Source organism: Streptomyces sp. NPDC052036 (assembly GCF_040680495.1).
Classification (GTDB): domain Bacteria; phylum Actinomycetota; class Actinomycetes; order Streptomycetales; family Streptomycetaceae; genus Streptomyces.
The window spans coordinates 321,017-345,399 of record NZ_JBFAWW010000001.1 but is presented as its reverse complement, the minus strand read 5'-3'; the positions used below and the strand labels follow the sequence as shown (position 1 = coordinate 345,399).

The 24,383-nt window shown below is 70.4% G+C and carries 20 protein-coding genes and 2 pseudogenes; 11 read left to right on the top strand and 11 right to left on the bottom strand.

The window, feature by feature from the left end; genetic code table 11:
* Positions 1-76: 76 nt before the first annotated feature.
* The 3 genes from AB0L95_RS01740 to AB0L95_RS01730 form a co-directional block, all read right to left on the bottom strand.
* Positions 77-1,270 carry an FAD-dependent monooxygenase gene (locus tag AB0L95_RS01740; protein ID WP_365155256.1) on the bottom strand — a complete coding sequence of 398 codons (1,194 nt, stop codon included), beginning with the start codon at positions 1,268-1,270 and terminating at the stop codon, positions 77-79.
* Complete coding sequence (locus AB0L95_RS01735; protein WP_365155253.1) at positions 1,267-2,673, bottom strand: FAD-binding oxidoreductase; 1,407 nt, start codon at positions 2,671-2,673, stop codon at positions 1,267-1,269. Before AB0L95_RS01735 ends, AB0L95_RS01740 begins: the two co-directional genes overlap by 4 nt.
* A gap of 265 nt (positions 2,674-2,938) precedes the next feature.
* Positions 2,939-3,595 (bottom strand): hypothetical protein, encoded by a 657-nt coding sequence (locus tag AB0L95_RS01730; RefSeq protein WP_365155250.1) that lies wholly within the window; start codon positions 3,593-3,595, stop codon positions 2,939-2,941.
* Positions 3,596-3,977: 382 nt separating this feature from the next.
* Between AB0L95_RS01730 and AB0L95_RS01725 the strand changes: the two are divergent.
* Positions 3,978-4,778, top strand: a pseudogene (locus tag AB0L95_RS01725) (transposase).
* 697 nt (positions 4,779-5,475) lie between these two features.
* A pseudogene (dmpI, locus tag AB0L95_RS01720) lies at positions 5,476-5,673 on the top strand (4-oxalocrotonate tautomerase DmpI); the annotation flags it as partial.
* A 134-nt stretch (positions 5,674-5,807) separates the two neighbouring features.
* On the opposite strand, the gene AB0L95_RS01715 reads toward dmpI, so the two are convergent.
* The 3 genes from AB0L95_RS01715 to AB0L95_RS01705 all read right to left on the bottom strand — a co-directional run bounded on the left by AB0L95_RS01715 (position 5,808) and on the right by AB0L95_RS01705 (position 11,005).
* Complete coding sequence (locus tag AB0L95_RS01715) at positions 5,808-6,599, bottom strand: serine protease (RefSeq protein ID WP_365155247.1); 792 nt, start codon at positions 6,597-6,599, stop codon at positions 5,808-5,810.
* Between the two features lie 523 nt (positions 6,600-7,122).
* A complete protein-coding gene (locus AB0L95_RS01710) occupies positions 7,123-9,936 on the bottom strand; it encodes an AAA family ATPase (protein WP_365155245.1) in 2,814 nt (937 codons plus the stop codon).
* A 220-nt stretch (positions 9,937-10,156) separates the two neighbouring features.
* Positions 10,157-11,005: a LuxR C-terminal-related transcriptional regulator gene (locus tag AB0L95_RS01705; RefSeq protein WP_365155242.1), complete on the bottom strand. Its 849-nt coding sequence runs from the start codon at positions 11,003-11,005 to the stop codon at positions 10,157-10,159.
* 104 nt (positions 11,006-11,109) lie between these two features.
* Between AB0L95_RS01705 and AB0L95_RS01700 the strand changes: the two genes are divergently transcribed.
* Positions 11,110-12,789: an AMP-binding protein gene (locus AB0L95_RS01700; RefSeq protein ID WP_365155239.1), complete on the top strand. Its 1,680-nt coding sequence runs from the start codon at positions 11,110-11,112 to the stop codon at positions 12,787-12,789.
* Positions 12,786-14,399, top strand: a complete 1,614-nt coding sequence (locus AB0L95_RS01695; protein WP_365155236.1) for an AMP-binding protein — start codon at positions 12,786-12,788, stop codon at positions 14,397-14,399. The genes AB0L95_RS01700 and AB0L95_RS01695 overlap by 4 nt, the downstream gene beginning before the upstream one ends.
* Before the next feature lie 15 nt (positions 14,400-14,414).
* Here the strand turns inward: AB0L95_RS01695 and AB0L95_RS01690 are convergent, their stop codons facing one another.
* A complete protein-coding gene (locus AB0L95_RS01690; RefSeq protein ID WP_365155233.1) occupies positions 14,415-15,206 on the bottom strand; it encodes a hypothetical protein in 792 nt (263 codons plus the stop codon).
* Positions 15,207-15,446: 240 nt separating this feature from the next.
* On the opposite strand from AB0L95_RS01690, the gene gcl reads away from it, so the two are divergent.
* Positions 15,447-17,231, top strand: coding sequence for a glyoxylate carboligase (gcl, locus tag AB0L95_RS01685; RefSeq protein ID WP_365155230.1), 1,785 nt, complete (start codon positions 15,447-15,449; stop codon positions 17,229-17,231).
* Positions 17,232-17,500: 269 nt separating this feature from the next.
* Here the strand turns inward: gcl and AB0L95_RS01680 are convergent, their stop codons facing one another.
* The 3 genes from AB0L95_RS01680 to AB0L95_RS01670 all read right to left on the bottom strand — a co-directional run bounded on the left by AB0L95_RS01680 (position 17,501) and on the right by AB0L95_RS01670 (position 19,748).
* The gene (locus tag AB0L95_RS01680) at positions 17,501-17,782 is read right to left on the bottom strand and encodes a hypothetical protein (protein WP_365155228.1); all 282 of its coding nucleotides are present in this window, start codon (positions 17,780-17,782) and stop codon (positions 17,501-17,503) included.
* Positions 17,783-17,981: 199 nt separating this feature from the next.
* On the bottom strand, positions 17,982-18,875 hold the full coding sequence (locus AB0L95_RS01675; RefSeq protein WP_365155225.1) for a 2-hydroxy-3-oxopropionate reductase: 894 nt from the start codon (positions 18,873-18,875) through the stop codon (positions 17,982-17,984).
* Positions 18,876-18,908: 33 nt separating this feature from the next.
* Positions 18,909-19,748: a TIM barrel protein gene (locus AB0L95_RS01670; protein WP_365155223.1), complete on the bottom strand. Its 840-nt coding sequence runs from the start codon at positions 19,746-19,748 to the stop codon at positions 18,909-18,911.
* Positions 19,749-19,987: 239 nt separating this feature from the next.
* Between AB0L95_RS01670 and AB0L95_RS01665 the strand changes: the two genes are divergently transcribed.
* From AB0L95_RS01665 to AB0L95_RS01640, 6 genes are all read left to right on the top strand, one after another.
* A complete protein-coding gene (locus AB0L95_RS01665; RefSeq protein WP_365155220.1) occupies positions 19,988-20,239 on the top strand; it encodes a hypothetical protein in 252 nt (83 codons plus the stop codon).
* A complete protein-coding gene (locus tag AB0L95_RS01660) occupies positions 20,236-20,604 on the top strand; it encodes a helix-turn-helix domain-containing protein (RefSeq protein ID WP_365155217.1) in 369 nt (122 codons plus the stop codon). The genes AB0L95_RS01665 and AB0L95_RS01660 overlap by 4 nt, the downstream gene beginning before the upstream one ends.
* A gap of 160 nt (positions 20,605-20,764) precedes the next feature.
* Positions 20,765-21,274 (top strand): 2-oxo-4-hydroxy-4-carboxy-5-ureidoimidazoline decarboxylase, encoded by a 510-nt coding sequence (uraD, locus tag AB0L95_RS01655; RefSeq protein WP_365155214.1) that lies wholly within the window; start codon positions 20,765-20,767, stop codon positions 21,272-21,274.
* 111 nt (positions 21,275-21,385) lie between these two features.
* A complete protein-coding gene (gene uraH, locus AB0L95_RS01650; RefSeq protein WP_365155211.1) occupies positions 21,386-21,793 on the top strand; it encodes a hydroxyisourate hydrolase in 408 nt (135 codons plus the stop codon).
* 4 nt (positions 21,794-21,797) lie between these two features.
* A complete protein-coding gene (pucL, locus tag AB0L95_RS01645; protein WP_365155208.1) occupies positions 21,798-22,727 on the top strand; it encodes a factor-independent urate hydroxylase in 930 nt (309 codons plus the stop codon).
* Between the two features lie 21 nt (positions 22,728-22,748).
* A complete protein-coding gene (locus AB0L95_RS01640) occupies positions 22,749-24,125 on the top strand; it encodes an 8-oxoguanine deaminase (protein WP_365155205.1) in 1,377 nt (458 codons plus the stop codon).
* Positions 24,126-24,201: 76 nt separating this feature from the next.
* Here the strand turns inward: AB0L95_RS01640 and AB0L95_RS01635 are convergent, their stop codons facing one another.
* Positions 24,202-24,381, bottom strand: a complete 180-nt coding sequence (locus AB0L95_RS01635; protein ID WP_365155202.1) for a hypothetical protein — start codon at positions 24,379-24,381, stop codon at positions 24,202-24,204.
* Between the last annotated feature and the right edge of the window lie 2 nt (positions 24,382-24,383).

Below are 24,383 nucleotides of genomic sequence, written 5' to 3'. Positions count from 1 at the left end.
ACGGGGAACACCGGGGGGGCCCCTAACACCCCCCCCCGTTCCACCGCCGGTCATCACGGTGCGAACCGCTGTGGGGCTACCGGTCACCGCCGTGCAGCACGGGCTGGAAGACCTGCTGGTAGCGCGCCGGGTCGGGATAGGAGACGGCCAGGTCGTCCCCGTAGTCGACGAGCCGGTCGTGCACCGTGCGACGGAGCTCGTAGTCGTGACTCAGCAGCTTCGCCAGAGGTGGGCCGCCCTCGGCCGACCGAATGATGAGGTCGGCGAGCAGGGAGGCGTCCTCCATGGTGTAGCTCATGCCCTGTCCGGTCATGGGATGGCAACTGAACAGCGTGCTGCCCAGGCGGGCCACGTTGCCCCGGTGATAGGGCGTGCTGCGCAGGGCCATGACCGGAGCCGGCACGAAACGGGCGGTTTCCACCTGCCCCAGTGCGTCGGCACTGCCGGTGGCGAAGCCGCGCAGCCGCTCGACCAGCTTCCCCCTGTGCTCGCCGAAGACGGCGGCGGCCTCGTGCCGTGGCACCCCGACGAAGAGCCGTGCCTGTTCGGTGCTGACCGGGTAGAAGTAGGCGAACCAGCCGTCTGATTCGAAGTACAACCGGTTTCGTTCGGCGATGCTCGGCGTGACTGCGAGGGTGGCCATCCGCACGTCGTGGTCGTACTCGTGGATCTGCTGGCGGGGATCGACGAACGACCGCACCGGTGAGGGCGGACCGCCGGCGTCCACGACCGCGTCGGCCGTGAGCCTCCGGCCGTCGCTGAGCAGCACGGCCGAGATTCCGGTGTGCTCCTCGTCGGCGGTCCCGGTCTTGTCGGCCGGGTGGCTTTCCGCGCCGTCGATGGACGTGCCGAAGGCGAATTCGACGTTCGGCAGCCGGCGGGCGCTCTCCACGATGGCGGTGACGAGCTCCCGGTAGGGCAGGATCAGGAAGTACCCGAGGTCGGTGTGCTCCTGGTAGCTGAAGTCGCGCAGCACTTCGCCGTCGTGGTAGTAGCTGATGGTGTCCCGCCGCAGCGCGCCGCGACTCATCAGCTCCGGCAGCAGGCCCTGGTCGGACAGCAACCGGATGCCTCGGGGTTTGAGGAAGTCCGCGCCGTGAGCCGCGATGTGCGCGGCCGGTTCCACGACCGTCACGCGGAGCCCGCTGCGGCCCAGGAGGAGGGCGAGGAAGGAGCCGCCGACTCCGGCTCCGGCGATGACGACGCCGTTGTGCGACCGCTGGGTGCGGGGGGAGAGCGGCTGCTCCGCGGAGGTGTGCACCGCGGTCACCGGGCGGCCGTGGTCAGGTAGCGACCGGGGGCGATCACGCCGTGCGGGTCGAAGAGCGCCTTGAGGTCGCCCAGCGGGGCGATCAGGGCGTCCGGTCTGATGGCCAGTTCGCTGCTCGCGTGGTCGATGTTGGAGCGGTAGGCGAGGAAGCCCGCCTCGGCGAAGAGCGTCCGCACCTCGTCCCGCAGTGCGTGGGCCCGCGCGGTCGACTCCGGGGTCCTGTCGAAGGCGATCTGGACGACCATGTTGGCCACGTGCGGGCTGACGATGTTGAGCTCCGCCGTCAGGGCCGTGGTGTGCCTGTCGACCGCCTGTTGCAGGATGTCCACGGCGCGGACCATGCTTTCGCGGTCCAGGGGGATCAGCGGCATGAACATGAGCCATGCCAGGGCGGTGTCCTCCACCTGGCAGTCGGTCACACCCAGTCCCCGTCGGAGCGAGGCGCAGGTCGGTATGCCGCGAGCCATCAGGGCGCGGTAGTACATGGGATGGTCGGCCGGCACGGTCTCGGCGTCCATCGTCTGGAAGGACACGGTGTCAGGTACGGACTCCAGCGCCTTCCGCATCAGGCGTTCGCTGAGCCTGATCTCCTCCCGCCGCCCCATCAGCGGTATCAGCAGCGACAACTGCTGCGGATTGGCGGTCTTCGGCAGGGCGTAGGAGTCCGCCGGGGCGTCCGAGGGAACCAGGAAGAAGTCCCGCAGCCGCGGCAGCCCAACGGTCGGAAGCCCGGCGCGCCCCAACCGCACGACCGCGTCGGCGAGTTCGGGAAAGGCATCCGGCTTGAAGCATGCGTGTGCCAGCTCGATGGCCTCCGGGCGGGGCACGAGGGAGACCACCATGGCGGTGACGACGCCCAGGTTGGACTCGACGAAGGCGGTGGTGAGGTCGGGGCCCGCGACCGTACCGTGGTAGCGGCCGCGACCGTCCAGCCCACCGGTGGTGAGCAGTTCGCCGGTGCCCAGCACCACTTCGAAGGCGAGGGTCTCCCGGACCCGGGAACGGATGGTGCCGTCACCGCGCTCAAGCGCGTTGCCCACGATGCTGGTGTCCGCGCAAGAGGACGTGACGTTGAGCATCCAGGCGGAACCCTCCAGCGCCGAGGCCAACTGGGCCTGGGTGACGCCCGGTTCGACGACGGCGTACCCGTGTTCCAGGTCCAGCACGCGGATACGTGTCATCGCGCTCAGATCGAGTACCGTGCATCCGTCGATGGCCGGGAACCGTGAGCCCATGCCCCAGTTGGCGCCGGTGCTCAGCGGATACAGTGGGGCGCCCGTCTGCGCCGCGGCACGTACGACGTCCTGGACCTGTTCGACGGAGTTGACGGTTACGGTGGCCACGACGTCGCGCGGGCGGTGGCCACCGATGTCGCCGTGGTGGATTGAGTGGTCGACCTTCAAGATCCGGTCTGCTTCAAGCAGGCTGTTCCAGAGTGCCCTTACAGCCGCTTCGCCTACTGGGGGCCTGTCCATTGTGTGCAATGTGTCGCCTTTTCGAACGGCACGATCGCGTCGTGCGTATGATGAAGAAAGCACATTCCCCGGACTGCGGTGACAAGTTATCCCGGGCCGACTGCCCGCTAAAGGGCCCAATCGCGGCGGCAACTTGTTGTAGGGTGGAATGGTCATCTCGCGTGGTGCGGCTCCTAGCCGTACTCCTGATCACCTACTGGATGCAGATGCCTTCCCACTTCACCCCGCCGGGATGGTTGGGAAATTGGAAGTAAGTGTACTTTGCGACGGGGGTGGCGGGTTGCCAAGTGCCGTCCGACTTGAACTGTATGCGGTTGTTCCCCGTCGAAAATGCATCAAGCCAATCGTCACTATCCCATTCGAACGTTCCGGCAGTGGCGTAGCGGGTCTCCTGAGTCTTTGGAGGGAAGCCTGCAATGTGCCACCAGATCGGCAGATAATCACTATTGGTGCAGGGAACGCGGCTGATGTTCGTTATGGCGGTTGCTGCTGACGCATTTTCGGTGGGGATGAGTATTGTCAGTCCGATGGTCGCCAGGGTGGCGACGAGGACGGTCGTGAATTCGTTCTTCGTGTATGCCGCAGGGTTCTTTTTCCAGTCCAGCTCGCGCGCACGGTAGTTAGGTGCGTCCGCATCGCAGTGGAATATTGCATTGCTGGGCAGCTTATGCCGCCCGTATTGATGTGTGTAGTGGCGGCCATGTGCCCAATATTGGCCGTCTACCCTCCCTTTATAGGGACGTGGCTGGGATATGAGTGGGGGTTTAGGGCTGGTTTGTAGCTGATAGGCGTTGATGTCGCCGAGTCCTATCCTTAAATTTCTTCTTGTCAATAGGCCGGGAGTGCTCACTCGCGCTCTCACCATCCAGGGCCGCGCTCCAGGAGGCAGGGATGCGCTTGATGAATCGGGCGGCGACCGTGGGGGCTCGCGGAGCATGAGTGTCACGGCGAGTCGGAAACTGCGAATCGCCTATCGCCACGATGCGCCTGTCGACGTTCCCTTACCATGTCGTTGACTGGCATTTGGTCCACCGTAAGATCTCGTCGCTGCGCAGGAAACCTTGAGCGTGACCTCGCACAGGTGGGGGGCCTAAGCTTCGCGTTTATCGTCCGTGGTCGAACATGGCCTCGAACTTGCTGACGTTTTCGTCTGAGTGCCTGACGTGAGAGCGGCCTTCATCTGATCCTGTGCTCCGTCACAGAGGCACTTGACCAGTACGAAGGCCGTAGCAATGAGTCTGTTGCAGCGGGATGTCCCGTGGGATGCGTTTGCCGAACTGTCATGCTTTCGGACCGAGTTCTACGCCTGCCTGACCCGGCGGCCCGACGCCTTGTTCGAGCTGAGTGACGCCTTGCTGTGTGCGGACGGCCCGGTGAGGACGTTGGTCGAGCTGTCCCTGGCGCCTGAGCACCGTCGCGGACATGGCGCGTTGTACGGCGGACTGAACCACGGGCGTCTGGATGTGTCCCGGTTGCGCAGGGCACTGGCAGGATTACCGCTTCCCCGGACGGCGGATGGGCGGCTGGTCCTGGCAGTGGATGTGAGCAACTGGCTGCGTCCGGAGGCAAATACCAGCCCGGACCGGCTGTTCTGCCACACATACGGCCGGGGCAGGGGCTCGGCCCAGGTGATCCCCGGGCGGCCCTACTCCTTCGCCGCCGCCCTGGAGCAGGGTCGGACATCGTGAACTGCCATGCTGGACGTGGTCCGGCTGTGTCCGTGGGACGACATCATCACGGTCACCGCCGCCCAGGTCCGGGAAGTGTTCCAGCGGCTGTATGCGGCGGGCCAGTGGCAGATCGGCGACCCGCCCGTCCTGGTCGTCGTCGATGCCGGCTATGACGTGACCCGCCTGGCTTTCCTGCTCGCGGACCCGCCTGTTGAGCTGCTGGGCCGCATGCGTTCGGACGCGTCCTGTACTTCCCGCCCCCACCGCAACCGGCGGGCAAACGCGGGCGCAAGCCCAAGCGCGGGGCGGAGTTCAAGTTCGAGGATCCGGCCACCCAGCCAGTCCCGTCCGTCACCACGCTGAGCGACACCACTCACTACGGGAGGGCCGGCGCCACTTCCTGGGACCGCCTGCACCCGCTGCTGGTTCGGCGCTCGGCCGGGCCGACTACCCCGAAGGTGAGCTGCCGGTCATTTGCAGGCACCGTCATCCGTCTTCAGGTCGACCGCCTCCGTGGAGAGCACAGCCCCCGGCCGGTCTGGATGTGGTCCGCGTCCCGGGTGGTGTGAGGACGAACGCCCGGAGGAGTCGGACGAGCGCGGGGCAGGTCAACGGGACGAGACGGGCCGGTCGGGCAGGGCCCGCCGTGGTCGCGGCAGTAGCGGTCAGGGCGCGGACGGCGGATGCGGCAAGGGAGAACAGTGACCAGCGCATCCAGGAGTTCCAGCAGGTCACCTGTCCTTCGTCCAGGCCGGTGAAGGTCTTGCCGAGTGGGAAAGTCTCCTCGATCCGCCATCGTCGGCAGATCACGTTGACCAGCTGGGCGAGGGTGACATCTTCGGTCGACCAACAGCGGAAGAAGGAGAGCTCGCCGGTGTGCCGGTGCCGGCGAGCGACCAGGACGCTGGTGCCGTCGTCTCCGTGTCCGTTAGGGGTGTCGTCCGCACGGACATCGAGCCAGGCCCAGTCATACTCGCGGGTGCCCTTCGTTCGTGTCCGGTCTGCATGCGCATCCACTGGTGCGGCAGCACCTTGTTGATCAACTGGCGGCCTTCGCACACCGAGGAGTTCGGTCATGCCCATCGTCACCGTCCAGCAGGGTCCCCGCGACGTCACGCTCAAGCGGGACCTCGTCCGGCGGGTCACCGACGCCTTCGTCGAGGCGTACGGGGTCCCGGCCGAGACCGTGCAGGTGTGGATCCACGAGGTGCCGGCGGACAGTTGGGGTGCCGCGGGGAAGCTGACCGCCGACAAGTAGGAAAGAGACCGTGGGTCGGGCCCGGAGGCCCGGCCCACGGCCGGAGGGTTGGAAAGGGGGCGTTGCGAACCGCTCGTGGAGGCCCGCAACGCCCCCCGGTCACTACCTGAGGGGTACTCAGGAGTCTTCTGGGGCTAGGAGTTGACCTGCGCGGTCACCAGCGAGGAGAAGGTGGTGAGCCGGGTGTAGACACCCGGGTACCCCGCCTCGGCACAGCCGTTGCCCCAGGAAGTGATCCCTGCCAGGACGCCCCCGATGAGCAGGGGACCGCCGCTGTCGCCCTGGCAGGTGTCTACGCCGCCGGACGCGTATCCGGCGCAAACCATGTCGGACTGGACGAAGTCCGAACCGTAGGAGCTCTTGCAGCTGGAGTCCGCCACGATCGGAACCGTGGCGGTGCGCAGCTGGTTGGAGGAGCTGCCGTTCTCCGAGGTGGTGCCCCAGCCGACGATCCGCGCGGTGGCGCCGGCCGCGTACACGCCCGTCTGGGAGGACGAGACATACGACGCCGTCGTGTACGGCATCGAGCTGGACAGCGTCAGCACCGCGACGTCGTCGCCGTTGTCGGCGTCTGTGTAGTCCGGGTCGACCCAGATCTTGCTGACCTTGCTGACCGTGCCGTTCGTACCGTTGAGGTAGGTGCGGCCACCGACCACGCGGACGCTGCCGGTGGTCTCGCCGGCCATGCAGTGCGCGGCGGTGACGACCTTCTTCGCCGCGACCAGCGTGCCGCCGCAGAACTGGTCACCGGACGCGTCCGTGATCTGCATCATGAACGGGTACGCGGTCGTCGTGGTCGTCGTGCCGCCGACGATCGGCTGGGGCGCGGCGACGGCGGTGGTGGTGGCGCCGAGGAGCGCGGTCGTGGTGGCGGCGGTCGCGAGGGCGGCGGCGACGGTCTGTCTCGCGCGGTTGAGCCCGGACATGAGTCTCCTCAGGGGGTTGCCGGTGGGGGGTCGCACGGGTGGGGGGTGCTGCACGACGGCGTCGGCCCGTCCCGCTCGAGTGGACTTCGAGAGGAGTGAGGGCCGGCCCCGGTGCGCCCGGCGAGCGGCACGCCCTTACGCTAGAAGCAGGGCCGGTCCCTCCCCAATGAGGGAACCCCCTAGGGGAGTTGGGCAGGGATAACCCTCGGTCTGCGCGCGTAAACCGATGGCCTGTCACGTCGGCTGAATCCGGTCGAGGGGCGGCCCGGGACATGGGGGCGATCCGGTCGTGTCCGGTGTCGGCCTTGTGCGTGGCTGGAATCGGTCGTGTCGGGTGCCGGCCTTGTGCGTGGCTGGAACCGGTCGGGCCGGGTGCCGGCCCCGTGCGTGGCCGGATCCCGTCAGCGCACGGGGCGGGCCGGTATGTCGACCGAATCCGGTCGGGGCGAGTGATGGGCCGGTACGTCGGCCGGATCCCGATCGGGCCGTGTCGCGGCGCGGGGCGGGCCGGTGCGCGGGCCGGTCAGGCCGAGCGGTGTCCCGCTGCCAGGCGCACGATGTCCACCCGTGACCGGATGCCCAGCTTGCGGTACACCCGGGTGAGCGTGGCCTCCACGGTCTTCACGCTGATGAACAGCCGGGCCGCGATCTCGCGGTTGGTCGCGCCCTCCATGACCAACGCGGCCACCTGCCGTTCCGTCGCGGCCAGGGTGTCCAGGGCCGCCGCGGCCAGGGGCGGCTGGGCGGCGGCTCCCGTGACCGTGGCCGTCTCCACCTGGCGCAGCCACGGCATCGCGCGGCAGCGGCGGAAGAGCCGGGCCGCCTCGTCGTACGAGGTGGGCCCGGGCTTGTGGGTGCGCAGACCTGCCAGCGTGTACGCGGCCCGGGCCTCCTCCAGCCCGTACCCCAGTTTCGCCAGGCGGTCCTGAGCCGACGTCAACTGTCTTTCCGCGGCGACCATTTCCCCTCGTGCGGCGCGCGCCAGCGCCTCCGCCCGGTCCAGCGCCGCCAGTACGCTCTCCCGCCCGAGCCGCAGCGCACGGGTACGCGTGGCGTCGATGACGTCCTGGGCCTCGGCGAGTTCCCCGGTGCGCACGAGTGCTTCGGCGAGGTCGCCCTGCCAGCGCCCCCTGGCCGGGTCGGTGACCCCGAGGCCCTCCTCCAACTCCCGGACGCGGCGCAGCGATCCCACCGTCCCCGCCGCGTCCCCGGCCACCAGCTGGGCGTGCCCGAGGGCGGCCAGGGCCCGCGACAGATACAGCACGTCGCCGTCCTCCTCGGCGCGCCCGACGGCCTCCCGGGCCAGCGTCAGCGCCCGCTCCACCTCTCCGCCCGCGGCCTCCGCGAGCGAGGTGAGCATGGCGCTCGCCGCTTCCCCGATACCGGTGTCACGGGCGAGCCGCAGGCCCTCGCGCGCCAGGTCGAGGGCGCGTCCGCAGTGTCCGGCCCGCAGTTCGGTCTCGGCGAGCCCGCGCAGGAAGTGCACCTCGGCCTCGACCATCCCGCGCCGCCGTACCTCGCGCAGCAGACCGCTGATCGTCTTGCGCGCCTCGGCCAGTTGGTCGCTCATGATCAGCCAGCGGAACCGGGCGTAGCCCGCGCCGTTGTGGTCACACGCCACCCGCGGGTCCTGGGGCTCCCTCAGCGCCCGTTTGATGGTCATGGGCGCGTCCGGATGCCCCATCAGGGTCTCGGACTGCGCCTGGAAGGCCAGTGCCAGCAGTTCGTTGCGACGGTCCCCGGCGCGCGCCGCCAGGTCCGCGGCGAGAGCGCCCTCCTCACGGGCCCGGTCGAAGTCGCCCTCCACGAGCAGCGCCCGCCAGGCGAGCTGGTAGTGCACGAGGGCGAGCAGCCGTGGATCGTCGCCCGCGTCCGTGAGTGCCTGCGGGAAGACCGCGTCGACCTCGGCCATCGCATGCCCGGCGGCGTCGATCACGACCATCCACGCCCGCACCCGGTCCGCCGGTTCGGCCGCCCGCGCCAGCACCTCATGGGCGATGTCCCGCGCGAAGTCCGTCTCACCCGCTGTCAACGCGTCCTCGGCCGCCTGCAGCCGCCGTTCGTCCGCGGCCGGTGTCGCGTCCGCCGGGGTGTGCCGGGCCGCGAGCAGCCCGAGTTCCGCCGCCACCGACGGCGCGCCCCGGTCCCGGGCGGTGGCCGCGGCCTCGCCGAGACGCCCGGCCACCCCCGGGTCGGCGCCGGTGCTCGCGAGTGCGAGGTGCCGGGCCCGCTCGATCGGGTCGCCGGCCGCCGTCGACAGGGCCGCGTGCACGGCCCGCCGCTCCTGTGCGCCGGCCTGCGCGTACAGCGCGGCCGATATCAGCGGATGCGCGAAGCGTACGTACGGCGCGTCCCGCTCCGTCAGCAGCAGCCCGAGCGTGGCGGCCTGCGCGGTCTCCGCCTCCGCGTTCGGCCGTCCCGCGGCGCGCAGCAGGGCCAGTGTGGGCCGGGCCCCGGCGCTCGCCACGAGCAGCGTGCGGCGGGCCTCCGCGGGCAGCGCCTCCAGCCGGTTGAGCACCAGCGCGCGCAGCGAGGTCGGCACCGGCAGGGGTTCCCCCGGGCTCGGCGGTGTCGTGCTCTCGAACAGGGCGCGGCCGAGCTCCAGCGCGAACAGCGGGTTGCCGCCGCTGGTGCGGTGGATGTCCCGGACGGTGGAGCGGGGCAGGCCGGTGTAGCCGCGGTGGTCGAGCAGGGCGGCGATCTGGGTGCGGGGGAGCGGGCCGACCCGGATCGCGAGGGTGTCCGGCGGGGCCGCGCTCAGATAGCGGTCGTGCTCCTGGCCCTGCGGTTCGGTGTGCGTGCGCACCGCGCACAGCATCTGCACGGGTGTGCCGCCGAGGCGGCGCGCGGCGAAGCCAAGGAGTTCGGTGCTGGCCGGATCCAGCCACTGCAGATCGTCGGCGACGATCAGTACCGGCCCGCGGGCGGCGAGGGCCCGCAGGGTGGACAGCACCGCGAGCCGCAGCGCGAGACCGTCCCGTTGCAGTGTGGACTCACCGCGGCCGGTGAGCGCGGACTCCAGTGCGGTGCGCTGCGGGGCGGGCAGCTGGTCGGCGACCTCGTCCACGACGAGGCCGAGCAGGTCGGCGAGGGCCAGGAAGGGAAGATGGGATTCGGACTCGGTCGCCGAGCAGCGCAACACGGTGCGCACCTGTTCGCCGTAATCGGCGGCCAGCGAGCGCAGGACGGTCGACTTTCCTATTCCGGCCGGGCCGTGCACCAGCACACTTCCCCCGCCGGCGAGTTGCTCGCGCGCTCCCGCGCACAGCTCGTCCCGGCCGATGACCAGGTCGGGGCGGGGTCTGGCAGGCTCCTTGAAGTCCCGTCGCACGGTCACCGCTCCCCTCCGTGTGTCGTGTCCTGGCCAATATTAGGCAACGAGGCTTTGAATTTCGGACAGCCGGTGAGGTGAGGCAAATAACAAGACGTCGGCACAGCGGAATTCTCTGGAGTGCCGAATGAATGAGAACCAACAATCCGAGAGCGTGCAAAACGTGCGGGTCCGTGGCAATTCACCGGGAACCCGCGCAGAGGCTGACAGATGGCCGTCATGGCGTCTACGGCAGCACCCCGGCACACCGGGCGGCGACGACCGCCTCCCAGCGCGTGCGCGCGCCCAGCTTCCGCATGGCCGACCGCAGATAGCCCTTCACGGTCTCCGGGCGCAGCCCCAGTCGCTCCGCGGCAGCCGCGTTGGTGGAGCCGACAGCCACGCACGACAGTACGTCCACCTCCCGCGGCGACAGCTCCGCGGCCCGCCCCTGGGGCTCCGGGGGAGCGGCGGACGCCGCGCCCGCCAGTCGCCCGCACACGGCCAGCAACTCCGCGCGCAGCGCTGGGTCCTCCACCCGCTGCGCCAGCGACCGCAGCGTGCCGTGCGCCTCGCGGACCCGCTCCCAGGCCGCCCCGGACGGCGGCCCCGCGGGTTCCCGCACGGCTGTCAGCACCGCCCGCGCCTCGTCCCGCGCGACCAGTGCCTGCTCCACGTCCCGCGCCGCGGCCACGGCCGCGCTCAGCGTGCGGTCGCCCAGCGGCTGGGCGGTGCGCAGGGCGCCGTAGAGGACACCGCGCACCTTGCGCCGTACGACGAGCGGCACCGCGAGCACGGATCTGAGGCCCTCCGTCGCCACCGCCCCGTCGTACTCGTGGCTGATCTGCCGTGAGGCCGAGTAGTCGGTCACCGCGCAAGGCCGGGCCAGCGCCGCCACCTTGCCGCCCAGGCCGTTGCCGGAGACCACGGCGAGCGAGCGGAGCGCCGTCGTTGCGGTCCCGCTGAGTTCGCTGATGCGGATCTGGGGCCGCCCGGGCTCCACCAGGCCGCCGAAGGCGACCGGGAGCCCTGTCGCACGCCGCAGCCGCACCAGCGCGCCGCGCACCTCCACCGCCTCGGCCGTGTCAGCTGCCACCTGTCCGCCCCCCTCGTCGCGCGGCGCACCCCCGTTCGGGGGTGGTGAGACCTGTATCACGGATTACACGATGTGATCCGGCTGTCCGGCAATGAGGAGGACACGTGACGGTGAACACCGATCCGGCGGATGCGTTCCGGACCGCGCGGGACTTCCTGCTCGCGCATCGGGAGGACTATTCCACGGCCTACGCGGGCTTCCGCTGGCCGCGTCCGACGCACTTCAACTGGGCGCTCGACTGGTTCGACGTCATCGCGGACGGCAACGGCCGCACCGCGCTGCACATCGTCGAGGAGGACGGCCGCGAGACCCGGCTGTCCTTCCGCGAGCTGTCCGAACGCTCCGACCAGGCCGCGAACTGGCTGCGCGGGCGCGGCGTCCGCGCCGAGGACCGCATCCTCGTCATGCTCGGCAACCAGGCCGAGCTGTGGATCACGGCGCTGGCCGCGATGAAGCTGCGGGCCGTGGTCATCCCGGCCACCCCGCTGCTCGGCCCCGCCGACCTGCGCGACCGGGTCGACCGCGGCCGGGTGCGGCATGTGGTCGCGCGTGCCGAGGACACCGGCAAGTTCGACGAGGTGCCCGGCGACTACAGCCGTATCGCGGTCGGCGGCGCGGGCGCGCGCTGGCAGCCGTTCGAGGACCTGTACGCCGCCTCCACGCTCTTCGCGCCCGACGGGCCCACGCGGGCGGAGGACCCGCTGATGCTGTACTTCACCTCGGGCACCACGGCGCACCCCAAGCTGGTGGAGCACACCCATGTCTCGTACCCGATCGGCCATCTGGCGACCATGTACTGGATCGGGCTCCGGCCCGGGGACGTCCACCTCAACATCTCCTCGCCGGGCTGGGCCAAGCACGCCTGGTCGAACCTGTTCGCGCCGTGGAACGCGGAGGCGACCGTGTTCCTCCACAACTACACGCGCTTCGACGCGGCCCGGCTGATGGCCGAGATGGACCGGGCCGGCGTGACCACCTTCTGCGCCCCGCCGACCGTGTGGCGCATGCTCATCCAGGCCGACCTCACCCAGCTGCGCACCCCGCCGCGCGAGGCGGTCGCCGCCGGTGAGCCGCTCAACCCCGAGGTCATCGAGCAGGTGCGGCGGGCCTGGGGCGTCACCGTCCGGGATGGCTTCGGACAGACCGAGACGGCCGTGCAGGTCTCCAACAGCCCCGGCCAGCCCCTGAAGACGGGCTCGATGGGCCGTCCGAGCCCGGGCTTCCGCATCGAACTGCTCGACCCGGTGAGCGGGGCGCCGGGGATGACCGAGGGCGAGATCGCGCTGGACCTGTCGGAGCGGCCCGTCGGCCTGATGACCGGCTACCACGGTGACGCCGACCGTACGGCGCAGGCCATGGCGGGCGGCTACTACCGCACGGGGGACATCGGCGCACGGGACGGGGACGGTTACATCACCTACGTCGGGCGGTCCGACGACGTCTTCAAGGCCTCCGACTACAAGATCTCCCCCTTCGAGCTGGAGAGCGCACTCCTCGAACACGAGGCGGTGGCCGAGGCGGCCGTGGTGCCCGCGCCGGACGAACTGCGCCTGGCCGTCCCCAAGGCGTACATCGTGCTCACTGAGGGCTGGGAGCCCGGTCCGGACACCGCCAAGGTCCTCTTCGAGCACTCCCGGGACGTCCTCGCCCCCTACAAGCGCATCCGCCGCCTGGAGTTCGCCGATCTGCCCAAGACCGTCTCCGGCAAGATCCGCCGTATCGAGCTGCGCGCGGCCACGGCGGCCGGGTCCGGGAACGAGTACCGCGAGGAGGACTTCCGGTGACCGCACTGTCGTACGCCCACGGGACCAGCACCACCCCGCTGCTCGGCGACACCATCGGCGCTGACCTCGGCCGGGCGGTCGCCGCCCACCCCGGACGCGACGCGCTGGTCGACGTGGCCTCCGGACGCCGCTGGACCTACGCGCAGTTCGGCGCCGCTGTCGACGAGGTGGCGCTCGGGCTGCTCGCCAAGGGCGTGCGCAAGGGCGACCGGGTCGGTATCTGGGCGGTCAACTGCCCGGAGTGGGTGCTGATCCAGTACGCCACCGCCCGCATCGGCGCGATCATGGTGAACATCAACCCGGCCTACCGCGCCCATGAGCTGGAGTACGTGCTCGGACAGTCCGGGGTCTCGCTCCTGGTCGCCTCCCTCTCCCACCGGACGAGCGACTACCGCGCCCTCGTCGACCAGGTCAGCGACAACTGCCCCGAACTGCGCGAGACCGTCTACATCGGCGACCCCGGCTGGGAGGAACTCATCGCGGGCGGGACCGGGGTGCCGTACGCACGACTGGCCGCCGTGGCGGCCGAGTTGAGCTGCGACGACGCGGTCAACATCCAGTACACGTCGGGCACCACCGGCTTTCCCAAGGGGGCCACGCTCTCCCACCACAACATCCTCAACAACGGCTACTGGGTGGGTCGTACGGTCGGCTACACCGAGCAGGACCGGGTGTGTCTGCCCGTGCCGTTCTACCACTGTTTCGGCATGGTCATGGGGAACCTGGGAGCCACCGCGCACGGCGCCTGCATCGTGATCCCGGCGCCCTCCTTCGACCCCCGGGCGACCCTGGAGGCGGTGCAGCGGGAGCGCTGCACCTCCCTGTACGGCGTCCCGACGATGTTCATCGCCGAGCTGAACCTCCCCGATTTCGCCGAGTTCGACCTCTCCTCCCTGCGGACCGGCATCATGGCCGGCTCCCCGTGCCCCGTCGAGGTGATGAAGCGGGTGGTCGCCGAGATGCACATGGAGGAGGTGTCGATCTGCTACGGCATGACCGAGACCTCCCCCGTGTCGTTGCAGACCCGCAGGGACGACGACCTGGAGCACCGCACCGCGACGGTCGGCCGGGTGCTGCCGCACATCGAGGTGAAGGTCGTCGACCCGGCGACCGGCGTGATCCTGCCGCGGGGTTCGGCCGGTGAGCTGTGCACCCGCGGCTACAGCGTGATGCTCGGCTACTGGAACGAGCCCGAGAAGACCGCCGAGGCCGTCGACCCGGGCCGCTGGATGCACACCGGCGACCTGGCGGTGATGCGCGAGGACGGCTATGTCGAGGTCGTCGGCCGCATCAAGGACGTGATCATCCGCGGCGGCGAGAACGTCTACCCGCGTGAGGTCGAGGAGTTCCTCTACGCCCACCCGAAGATCGCCGACGTCCAGGTGGTCGGGATCCCCCACGAGCGCTACGGCGAGGAGGTCCTCGCCTGTGTGATCGCGCGGGATCCGGCCGATCCGCCGACTCTGGAGGAGCTCCGGGCCTTCTGCGAGGAGCAACTCGCGCACTACAAGATCCCGAGCAGCCTGCGGATCCTCGAATCCTTCCCGATGACGGTGTCGGGGAAGGTGCGCAAGGTGGAGCTGCGGGAGACCTGCGCGGAACGGCCGTAGGAGGCGGGGCGAGGGTCAGGAGGGGCCGGCGGCCAGTTCGTCGGCGAGGCTGTTGACCGGCTGGGGCGCGCCGGTGAGGTCGAGGACGAACAGCGGGACGCCGAGGCGGTCGGCGACGGCCCGGGCGTCGGCGGCGTAGCCCGCGAGGGAGAAATAGACACAGCGGGCCGACTCGGACAGCGCGGTGAGCCACAGGCACTCCACGTCCCGCAGCGAGGCCGGCTGCACCGTCGGATCCACCTGCGCCAGGATCCCGCGCGCGGCGAGCCCGATCCCGTTCGGCTGCCGCTGGTCGGCGCGCCGTATGTCGCGGTAGCCGAGCCAGCGCAGATAGAGCGCGGCCACGGTGACGGCGTCGCGCGCGGAGCGGATGGCGACGGGCTGGAAGGCCGTACGGGACCGCTTCCGTCCGCCGGCCGGGCCGGATCCGGGGCCGCCGTGGCCCGCCGGGTCCCGCGGTTCCGTGCCCGCTGTCTCCTGTCGGGACCCCGTGCCGTCCCGGGAGCGGCCCGGCTCCTCCTGTGACGCGGGGCGGCGCTGTCCCGGCAGCCCGGCCACCGGGACACGGAGCACCGTCCCGCACGCACAGCCCAGTTCCGGGTGCGGCCACTCGTCCTCGCGCTCGCACGTGCCGCAGCGGACCGTGACCCAGTCGTCGGCCCAGGTGCGGTGGGTGACGACGGCGGGCTCGCCGAGACGGTCCAGCGGCGGGGCGACCGGGGTGCCGCACACACAGGGATAGCGGGGTGCCGCGTAGAGATGCTCACGGCGGCAGATCGGGCAGCGCACGAGGACGCTCTCGGACATGGCCCTCTCCACCCCTCGCATTCGGACACCGGTCCCATCCTGCTCCCCAGGGCCCCCGCTTGTCCTCGGCTTCGCGCACCGCGCGCCCCGGCGCCGCCCGCCCTTGACGGCTGTCACCACCCCACCTACATTGCTTCCAGATAGCAGAAGAGAGTTTCCGTAATACGGAAATCCAGGCGGAAGTGCTCACCGCGGGGCGCGACGGGAGCGCGAGTCCGACAGCCGAGGCAGGAGTACTCCATGGCTCGTATGACCGCTGCCCGCGCGGCAGTCGAGATCCTCAAGCGTGAGGGCATCAGCCACGCGTTCGGGGTCCCGGGTGCGGCGATCAACCCCTTCTACGCGGCGCTGAAGGCCGCCGGCGGGATTCAGCACACCCTCGCCCGCCATGTCGAAGGCGCCTCCCATATGGCGGAGGGCTACACCCGCACCCGTCCCGGGGCCATCGGTGTGTGCATCGGCACTTCCGGTCCGGCCGGTACCGACATGATCACCGGGCTCTACTCGGCGACCGGTGACTCGATCCCGATCCTCTGCATCACCGGGCAGGCCCCGACCGCGGTGATCCACAAGGAGGACTTCCAGGCCGTCGACATCGCCTCCATCGCAAGGCCGGTCACGAAAACGGCGGTCACCGTGCTGGAGGCCGCCCAGGTGCCGGGCGTCTTCCAGCAGGCCTTCCATCTCATGCGCTCGGGCCGCCCCGGACCGGTCCTCATCGATCTGCCCGTCGACGTCCAGCTCACCGAGATCGAGTTCGACCCGGAGACCTACGCGCCGCTCCCCGTCCACCGGCCCGCCGCCACCCGCGCCCAGATCGAGAAGGCGACGGCGCTCCTCAACGCCGCGCAACGCCCGCTGATCGTCGCCGGCGGCGGTGTCATCACCGCGGACGCGGCCGAACTCATCGTGGAATTCGCCGAGCTGACGGGCACTCCGGTCGTGCCGACCCTGATGGGCTGGGGTGTCATCCCGGACGACCACGAGCTGAACGCCGGAATGGTCGGCCTGCAGACCTCGCACCGCTACGGCAACGCGACCTTCCTGGAGTCCGACTTCGTCCTCGGCATCGGCAACCGCTGGGCCAACCGCCACACCGGCAGGCTCGACGTCTACACGGCCGGCCGGACCTTCGTCCACGTCGACATCGAGCCCACCCAGATCGGCAGGATCTTCGGCCCCGACTACGGCATCACCTCCGACGCCAAGGCCGCCCTCGAACTGTTCGTGGACGTGGCACGGGAGTTGAAGGCGGCCGGCCGGCTCCCCGACCGGGGCGACTGGGCCGCCGCCGCCCAGGAGAGGAGAGCGCGCCTGCTGCGCCGTACCCACTTCGACGACGTCCCGATCAAGCCGCAGCGGGTCTACGAGGAGATGAACAGGGCCTTCGGACCCGGGACCCGGTATGTCTCCGCCATCGGTCTCTCCCAGATCGCCGGCGCCCAGCTGCTGCACGTCTTCCGGCCCCGCCACTGGATCAACTGCGGTCAGGCCGGCCCCCTCGGCTGGACCGTCCCGGCCGCGCTGGGCGTCGCCACCGCCGATCCGGAGGCGTCCGTCGTCGCTCTCTCCGGGGACTACGACTTCCAGTTCATGATCGAGGAACTGGCCGTCGGCGCCCAGCACCGGATCCCGTACATCCATGTCCTGATGAACAACGCCTATCTGGGCCTGATCCGCCAGGCGCAACGGGCGTTCGACATCGACTTCCAGGTCAACCTGGAGTTTGAGAACATCAACTCGCCCGAGCTGGGCGGCTACGGCGTCGACCATGTCAAGGTCGTCGAGGGACTCGGCTGCAAGGCGATCCGGGTGACCGACCCGGCCGAGCTCGGCGCCGCCTTCGAGCAGGCCGGGAAACTCGCCGCCGAGCACCGGGTGCCGGTCGTCGTCGAGGTCATCCTGGAGCGCGTCACCGACATCTCCATGTCGACCACCAACGACATCAGCGCCGTGGTCGAGTTCGAGGAGACCGCGACCGAGCCGGGGCACGCGCCGACCTCGACCAGAACCCTGAAGATCTGACGCACGCCGCCGTATCCGACGTACACCGCGACGAGGGGCGGCCCTGGCGTGATGCGGGTCGCCCCTCGCGCTGTCTCCCCCCGGAGAGGTCCGGCGCGGCGCGGTACCCCCGTAGTTCGCGTCGCGCCCAGGATGCCGCCGATGGGCGGCACGGACCCCTCCGGCAGGGCCTGCCGCCCCCGTGCCGACAGGCCCTGTGTGCCGACAATCTGCCCAAGTGGCCGGGCATTTGAAGCCTTCCGGCCGGTGTTCAGAGGATGATTTGAGGGTTACGTAGACGGCCTACGCCAATCTGTGTAGGCGATGTCTTCGGTCTCTTCGAGGTAGTGCTCCGACAGCCCGGGCCAGTCGTCCGGCCCGCCGCCCTGCCACTCGATGAGGTCGCTCTCCTCAACCTCGATCCGGTCCAGGTCGGCCAGGCGCAGGATCTCGACGACATCGTCGAGGTGGCTGGCGAGTCCGAGGGTGACATCGCCCTCGGTGACCCGCCGGGATCCGTCCAGGGCTGGGGCGTGCACCACGATGTGCGGATGCTGCGATGACTGTTCCATGCCTTCAGCCTCCTGCCGCCCGGACCGATCCGCACCCCGGACACGAGCCGCGGCCCGGATGCGAGCCGCACCGCGGGCACAAGGAAGCGCGGACGCGGAACGGTCCGTGTCCGGCGGAGGGTTCCGGGTGGTGCCGGCGCCTGGGCGCGACAGGACAGGTGTCGGCGACGGCACCACCCGGAGTCTGGGGCTCGAAGGCTCAGGTCCGGGTGCCCGAGAGGCGTTCCACGCCCCGCAGCAGGGCCGAGTGGTCCAGGCCGCCGTCGCCCTGCGCGCGCAGCGACGCGACCAGTTGGGCGACCACGGCACCGACGGGCAGGGCGGCCCCCACGGCGCGGGCGGCGTCCGTGACGATGCCCATGTCCTTGTGGTGCAGATCGATGCGGAAGCCGGGCGAGAAGTCGCGGCTCAGGAAGTTGTCCTTCTTGCGCGCCAGGACGGCCGAGCCCGCCAGCCCGCCGCCCAGCACCTCCAGGGCGGCCTCCAGATCCACTCCGGACCTCTCCAGGAAGACCACGGCCTCGGCGCACGCCTGGATGTTCACCGCGACCACGAGCTGGTTCGCGGCCTTCACGGTCTGCCCCGAACCATGCGGGCCGCACAGCACGATGGTCCTGCCCAGTGCCTCGAAGAGCGGCCGCGCCGCCTCGAAGTCGGCCCGCTCGCCGCCGACCATGATGGACAGGACCGCCTCGACCGCGCCGGCCTCGCCGCCGGACACCGGTGCGTCGAGGACACGGATGCCCTTTCTCCCGGCATTCTCGGCCAGGGCGATCGAGGTACCGGGGGTGATCGACGACATGTCGATCAGCAGGGCGCCGGGCCGGGCGTTCTCCAGGATGCCGCCGGGACCGTAGGCGACCGCCTCGACCTGGGGGGACGCCGGCACCATGGTGATGATCACATCGGCGTCGCGTACGGCCTCGGCGACCGAGGCGGCCGCCGTGCCTCCGGCGGCGGTCAGGCGGTCCAGTTTCTCCCGCTCCAGGGTGTACCCGCTGACGTCGTACCCCGCCTTGATCAGGTTCTCGGACATGGGGGAGCCCATGATGCCGAGTCCGATCCAGGCGATCTTGGGAAGCGTGGTGGTCATGGGGTGCCTCTCTGCTGCGTCTGGGGTCGAAGCTCAGCGGGCCGTACGTGCCTGAGCGGGCAGCCAGTCGAAGGCCCCGGCGCTCGGTGCGTCCCCCGGCTTGTACTCCAGGCCGATCCAGCCGCCGTACCCCGCCTTCGCGAGCCGGTCGAGGAGGTCCGCCAGCGGGAGTGCCCCCGTCCCCGGCGCTCCGCGGCCCGGGTTGTCGGCGATCTGGACGTGGCCGGTCCTCGGTGTGTACCGCTCGATCACCTCCGGCAGGTCCTCGCCGTTCCTCGACAGGTGGTACAGGTCCATGAGGAACCGTGCGTTGCCGAGGCCGGTCGCCTCGTTCACCTGGTCGACGACCGCCACGGCGGCCGGGGCCGACACCAGCGGATACCGCGGGGACTCCGGCCTGTTCAGCGCCTCGACGAGCACGATCGCGCCGATGCGGTCGGCGGCGCGGGCCGCGAGCACCAGGTTCTCCAGGGCCAGCGCGTCCTGCTCGGCCGGGTCCACGCCGTCGACGCGGTTGCCGTACAGGGCGTTGAGGGCCGTGCAGCCGAGCGCTCCGGCGAAGTCCGTGGCCACCTCGACGTTGGCGCGGAACCTCGCCGACTCCTCGCCGGGGACGGAGAGGGCGCCGCGGTCCGGTCCCGGCAGCTGTCCCGCGTAGAAGTTCAGTCCCGTCAGGCGCACCCCCGCGGCTTCGATCGCCTTCTCCAAGGCGTCCAGCCGGGACCGCTTCGGGGTGGGTGAGTCGGTCCAGGGCCACCACAGTTCGACCGCGGTGAAGCCTGCCGCCGCGGCGGCTGCGGGGCGTTCCAGGAGCGGGAGCTCCGTGAAGAGGATCGACAGATTGACGGTGAAGCGCTGGTCGGCGAATCCCATCGCGACGCCCCCTCCGACTGACTTCCGTATTGCGGAATTGAATTTCTGCTCAATGGAAGGCTGTCGGGCCCGGTGCCGCTTGTCAAGGGGCTGGAAGGGGAAGCGGCCGCAACCTGGCGTCGGTTAGGGTCGCCTCGTGCCGGACGGGGGCGGCTCCGTCCCGGTGGAGGCCCCCGACGTGCCCTCGTCCCGGGCGATCCGGATGGCAGTACAGGTCACGACCGTGCTTTGGGGGCACCGTGCGACTGAGAGTGGAGTTCACGACCGAGCCCTTCGACCTCGACGAGGTGCCAGGGCATGCGCTGGTCGCCCGAGAGGTCGTCGAGGCGGCCGACCTGGACGCCGTGGACGTCGGCCCGTTCGGCAACACCGTCGAAGGCCGCGCCGACGCGGTGCTCACCGCCGTGGACGGGCTGCTGCGCAAGTCCCTGGAGGCCGGTGCCACCCGGATCTCGTTGCAGGTCAACGTGGTCACGGAGGCCGGCAGATGAGCGGGTCCGGGGACGAGCTCTTCATCATGGCCGTGAAGCCGCTGGTCGACGCCATGGGCGGCGAGCTGCTGCCCCCCGACCAGGCCGGGCCGGATGATGTCGTGCTCGTCTGGGAGGGGGCCGGTGTCGTCGCCGTACGACTGCCGCAGCTCGCCGACTCGCTCGATCACATCCTCGCCGCCATGGAGCGCAGGCACGGCAAGTCGCTGGCCGAACTGGACCGCAAGGCCAAGCAGGAGATCGTACGAGCCCTGGAGGCGCGCGGCGCCTTCTCCGTGCGCCATGGCGTGGAGACGGTCGCGAGCGCCCTCGGCGTGAGCCGCTTCACCGTGTACAACTACCTCAACCGCGAGAAGGGGTCCTGACCAGGCCCGATGGACTCCGTGCGGGCCTCTTCGGCGGAGCGCCGCCCGGCCGTCGGGCGACGCTCGGCGCCCTCCGATTTTTCAACAAAGTGTTGACGTTGTCCGGTGGAGGGCGTTAGCTGTTCGCAGTCCGTTCAGCCACCAGGCCACGGAGGCACCCGTGACGTCGACTTCCATGCCGCCGGGCCTCGTCCGGTTCAACACCCTTGAGGAGCACGCGGCCTCGGCCGCCCTCCACGAGGTGTGCGCCGCCACGGCATGGGCCGCCCGGTTGCTCGCGTACCGCCCCTACCGCACCGCCGACGACCTGTACGCCGCCGGGGACGCGGCCACGGCGGAGCTGACCACGGCGGACCTTCAGGAGGCGATGGCCGGGCACCCGCCGATCGGCCGGCCCGGACCGGGCGACCCCACCTCCGCCCGGGAGCAGCGCGGCATGGCGGGCGCCTCGGAGGAACTGAGGGCGGAGATGCTCGAACTCAACATCGCGTACCAGGAGAAGTTCGGCCACGTCTTCCTGATCTGCGCGACCGGGAAGACGGGGGAGCAGATGCGTGACGCGGTCAGGGAGCGGATCGGCAACGCGCCGGAACAGGAGTGGGAGATCGTCCGCACCGAGCTGGGGAAGATCAACCGCATCCGGCTCGCCCGGCTGCTCGACACCGCCTGACGCAAGCCTGTCGGGCTCCTCGACACCGTCTGACGTAGGACCGTCGGACTCCTCGACACCGTCTGACGCAAGCTCGTCGGACTCCTCGACACCGCCTGAAGAGGACAGCGCATGAGCACCGACACCACTGCCTCCGTCTCCACGCACATCCTGGACACCAGCGTCGGCCGCCCCGCCCCGGGCGTCGCCGTCCGTCTGCTCGCCCGCTCCGGCCGGGACGCGGACTGGCAGCCGCTCGGCAGCTCCGCGACCGACACGGACGGCCGGTGCAAGGACCTCCCGGACCCGCCGGAAGGGACCACCCACGTACGGCTCGACTTCGCCGTCGAGGCGTATCTCGCAAGGTTTGTGAAGAAGCCGGCCGAGGGGCAGCAGGAAGCCCCTGCGGATCGGGGCAGCGGTGCCCCGCGAGCGTTCTTCCCGGAGGTGACGGTCACGTTCGCCGTCATGCCGGGGGAGCACCATCACGTGCCGCTGCTGCTCAGCCCGTTCGGGTACTCCGTCTACCGAGGGAGCTAACTGTATGGCCGTCAACTCCCGCCCCACCCGCCCTGTGGTCCTCGGACAGAACCAGTACGGCAAGGCCGAGAACCGAGTCGTCAGGATCACGCGGGACGGCGCCACCCACCACGTCAAGGACCTCAATGTGTCCGTCTCGCTCTCCGGCGACATGGACGAGGTCCACTACTCCGGCTCCAACGCCCATGTCCTGCCGACCGACAGCACCAAGAACACGGTGTACGCGTTCGCCAAGGAGCACGGTATCGAGTCCGCCGAGCAGTTCGGCATCCATCTCGCCCGCCACTTCGTGACGTCCCAGGAGCCCATCCAGCGGGCCCGGATCCGGATCGAGGAGTACTCCTGGGACCGGATCGAACACGGGGGGCGGGGCGCGCACTCCTTCGTCCGAAGCGGCCGGGAGACCCGGCTGACGCAGATCACCTACGACGGCTCGGCATGGGAGGTGGTGGCGGGCCTGACGGACCTGACCGTGCTGAACTCGACCGACTCCGAGTTCTGGGGCTTCGCGAAGGACAAGTACACGACGCTGCCCGAGACGCACGACCGCATCCTGGCCACGTCCGTCACCGCCCGCTGGCGCTTCGGCTGGAGCGACGACGCCGAGCAGACGCCGGACTGGGACACGTCCTACGAGGAGACGAAGAAGCACCTGCTCCAGGCCTTCGCCGAGACCTACTCCCTGTCGCTGCAGCAGACCCTCTACCAGATGGGCGCGCGCGTCATCGAGCACCGCGGCGAGATCGACGAGGTCCGCCTCTCGCTCCCGAACAAGCACCACTTCCTGGTGGATCTGGAGCCGTTCGGGATGAAGAACGACGACGCCGAGGGAGCCGTGTACTACGCCGCCGACCGGCCGTACGGCCTGATCGAGGCGACCCTCCTGCGGGAGGGCTGCGAGGCGCGGATCCCGGTGGACCTCACCAACCTGTGACGGAAGCGAGAACCACGAACCATGACAGCCCGGCGCATCGTCATCGAGAACTGTTCGATCGCGACCGTGGACGCCCACGACACCGAGTACGCCTCGGGACATGTCGTCGTCGCCGGCAACCGTATCGAGGCGGTCGGGGCGGGCGCGGCCCCCGAGGGCCTGGAGGGTGTCGTACGCCGCATCGACGCGTCCGGCCACCTCGCGACCCCCGGCCTGGTCAACACCCACCACCACTTCTACCAGTGGATCACCCGGGGCCTGGCCACGGACCACAACCTCTTCGACTGGCTCGTCGCGCTCTACCCGATCTGGGCCCGCATCGACGAGTCGATGGTCCGCGCGGCGGCACAGGGCTCGCTCGCCGTGATGGCCCGCGGTGGGGTGACCACCGCCATGGACCATCACTACGTCTATCCGGAGGGCTGCGGCGACCTGTCCGGTGTCATCATCCGGGCCGCCCGTGAGACGGGGCTCCGCTTCACTCTCGCCCGTGGCTCCATGGACCGCAGCGAGAAGGACGGCGGACTGCCGCCGGACTTCGCCGTCGAGACCCTCGAAGGCGCGCTGGCCGCCACCGAGGCGACCATCGACGAGCATCACGACCCCTCCTTCGACGCCATGACCCAGGTGGCGGTGGCGCCCTGTTCGCCGTTCTCCGTCTCCACCGAACTCCTGAGACAGGGAGCGGAGTTGGCCCGTCGCAGGGGCGTGCGGCTGCACACCCACGGCTCGGAGACGGTCGAGGAGGAGAAGTTCTGTCACGAGCTGTTCGGCATGGGCCCCACCGACTACTTCGAGTCGACGGGCTGGCTCGGCGAGGACGTGTGGATGGCGCACTGCGTCCATATGAACGACTCCGACATCGCCGCCTTCGCCCGTACCCGGACGGGAGTCGCCCACTGCCCGTCCTCCAACGCCCGCCTGGCCGCGGGCATCGCCCGGGTCCCCGACATGCTCGCGGCGGGCGTCCCGGTCGGCCTCGGCGTCGACGGCACCGCGTCCAACGAGTCCGGCGAACTCCACACCGAACTGCGCAACGCGCTCCTGATCAACCGTCTGGGCGCGCACAGGGAAGCCGCCCTGAACGCCCGCCAGGCGCTGCGCCTCGGCACCTACGGGGGCGCCCAGGTGCTCGGCCGTTCGGCACAGATCGGTTCCCTGGAGCCGGGCAAGCTCGCCGACCTCGTGCTGTGGAAGCTCGACACCTTGGCCCACGCCTCGATCGCCGACCCGGTGACCGCGCTGGTCTTCGGCGCGGCGGCCCCGGTCACGCTCTCCCTCGTGAACGGCGAACCGGTCGTCGAGAACGGACGGCTGCTGCACGTCGACGAGGACGCCGTCGCCCGCTCCACGCGGGCGGAGGCCCAGCGCCTCGCACGGATCGCCGCGCGGACTTGAGCGGGCGAGGACCCCGGCCGGGAGGGACGGCTCCCGTCCGGACGCCGTGGACCCGAGCGGGGGCCCACGGCGGCCGTCACCGGGGCACGCGCACCTCGCGCGTGCCCCGGAACGGTGTGCCGGGTGCCGGCGCGTGCCCCGGCCACGCCATGAGAAGGGCGAGGAGTTCCTCGTACGACGCCGGGCAGCCGCACATCACCGGCTGGACGCCCGCACTCGCTTCGCGCGCCCGGTCACCGAACTCGCCGAACGCCACGG

Excerpts from the sequence above, each read along its gene's own strand:
- uraH (WP_365155211.1), top strand. The coding sequence starts at position 21,386 with ATGAGCACCGACACCACTGCCTCCGTCTCCACGCACATCCTGGACACC.
- AB0L95_RS01680 (WP_365155228.1), bottom strand. The coding sequence starts at position 17,782 with ATGGAACAGTCATCGCAGCATCCGCACATCGTGGTGCACGCCCCAGCC.
- AB0L95_RS01690 (WP_365155233.1), bottom strand. The coding sequence starts at position 15,206 with ATGTCCGAGAGCGTCCTCGTGCGCTGCCCGATCTGCCGCCGTGAGCAT.
- AB0L95_RS01640 (WP_365155205.1), top strand. The coding sequence starts at position 22,749 with ATGACAGCCCGGCGCATCGTCATCGAGAACTGTTCGATCGCGACCGTG.
- AB0L95_RS01675 (WP_365155225.1), bottom strand. The coding sequence starts at position 18,875 with ATGACCACCACGCTTCCCAAGATCGCCTGGATCGGACTCGGCATCATG.
- AB0L95_RS01660 (WP_365155217.1), top strand. The coding sequence starts at position 20,236 with ATGAGCGGGTCCGGGGACGAGCTCTTCATCATGGCCGTGAAGCCGCTG.
- gcl (WP_365155230.1), top strand. The coding sequence starts at position 15,447 with ATGGCTCGTATGACCGCTGCCCGCGCGGCAGTCGAGATCCTCAAGCGT.
- pucL (WP_365155208.1), top strand. The coding sequence starts at position 21,798 with ATGGCCGTCAACTCCCGCCCCACCCGCCCTGTGGTCCTCGGACAGAAC.
- AB0L95_RS01715 (WP_365155247.1), bottom strand. The coding sequence starts at position 6,599 with ATGTCCGGGCTCAACCGCGCGAGACAGACCGTCGCCGCCGCCCTCGCG.
- AB0L95_RS01670 (WP_365155223.1), bottom strand. The coding sequence starts at position 19,748 with ATGGGATTCGCCGACCAGCGCTTCACCGTCAATCTGTCGATCCTCTTC.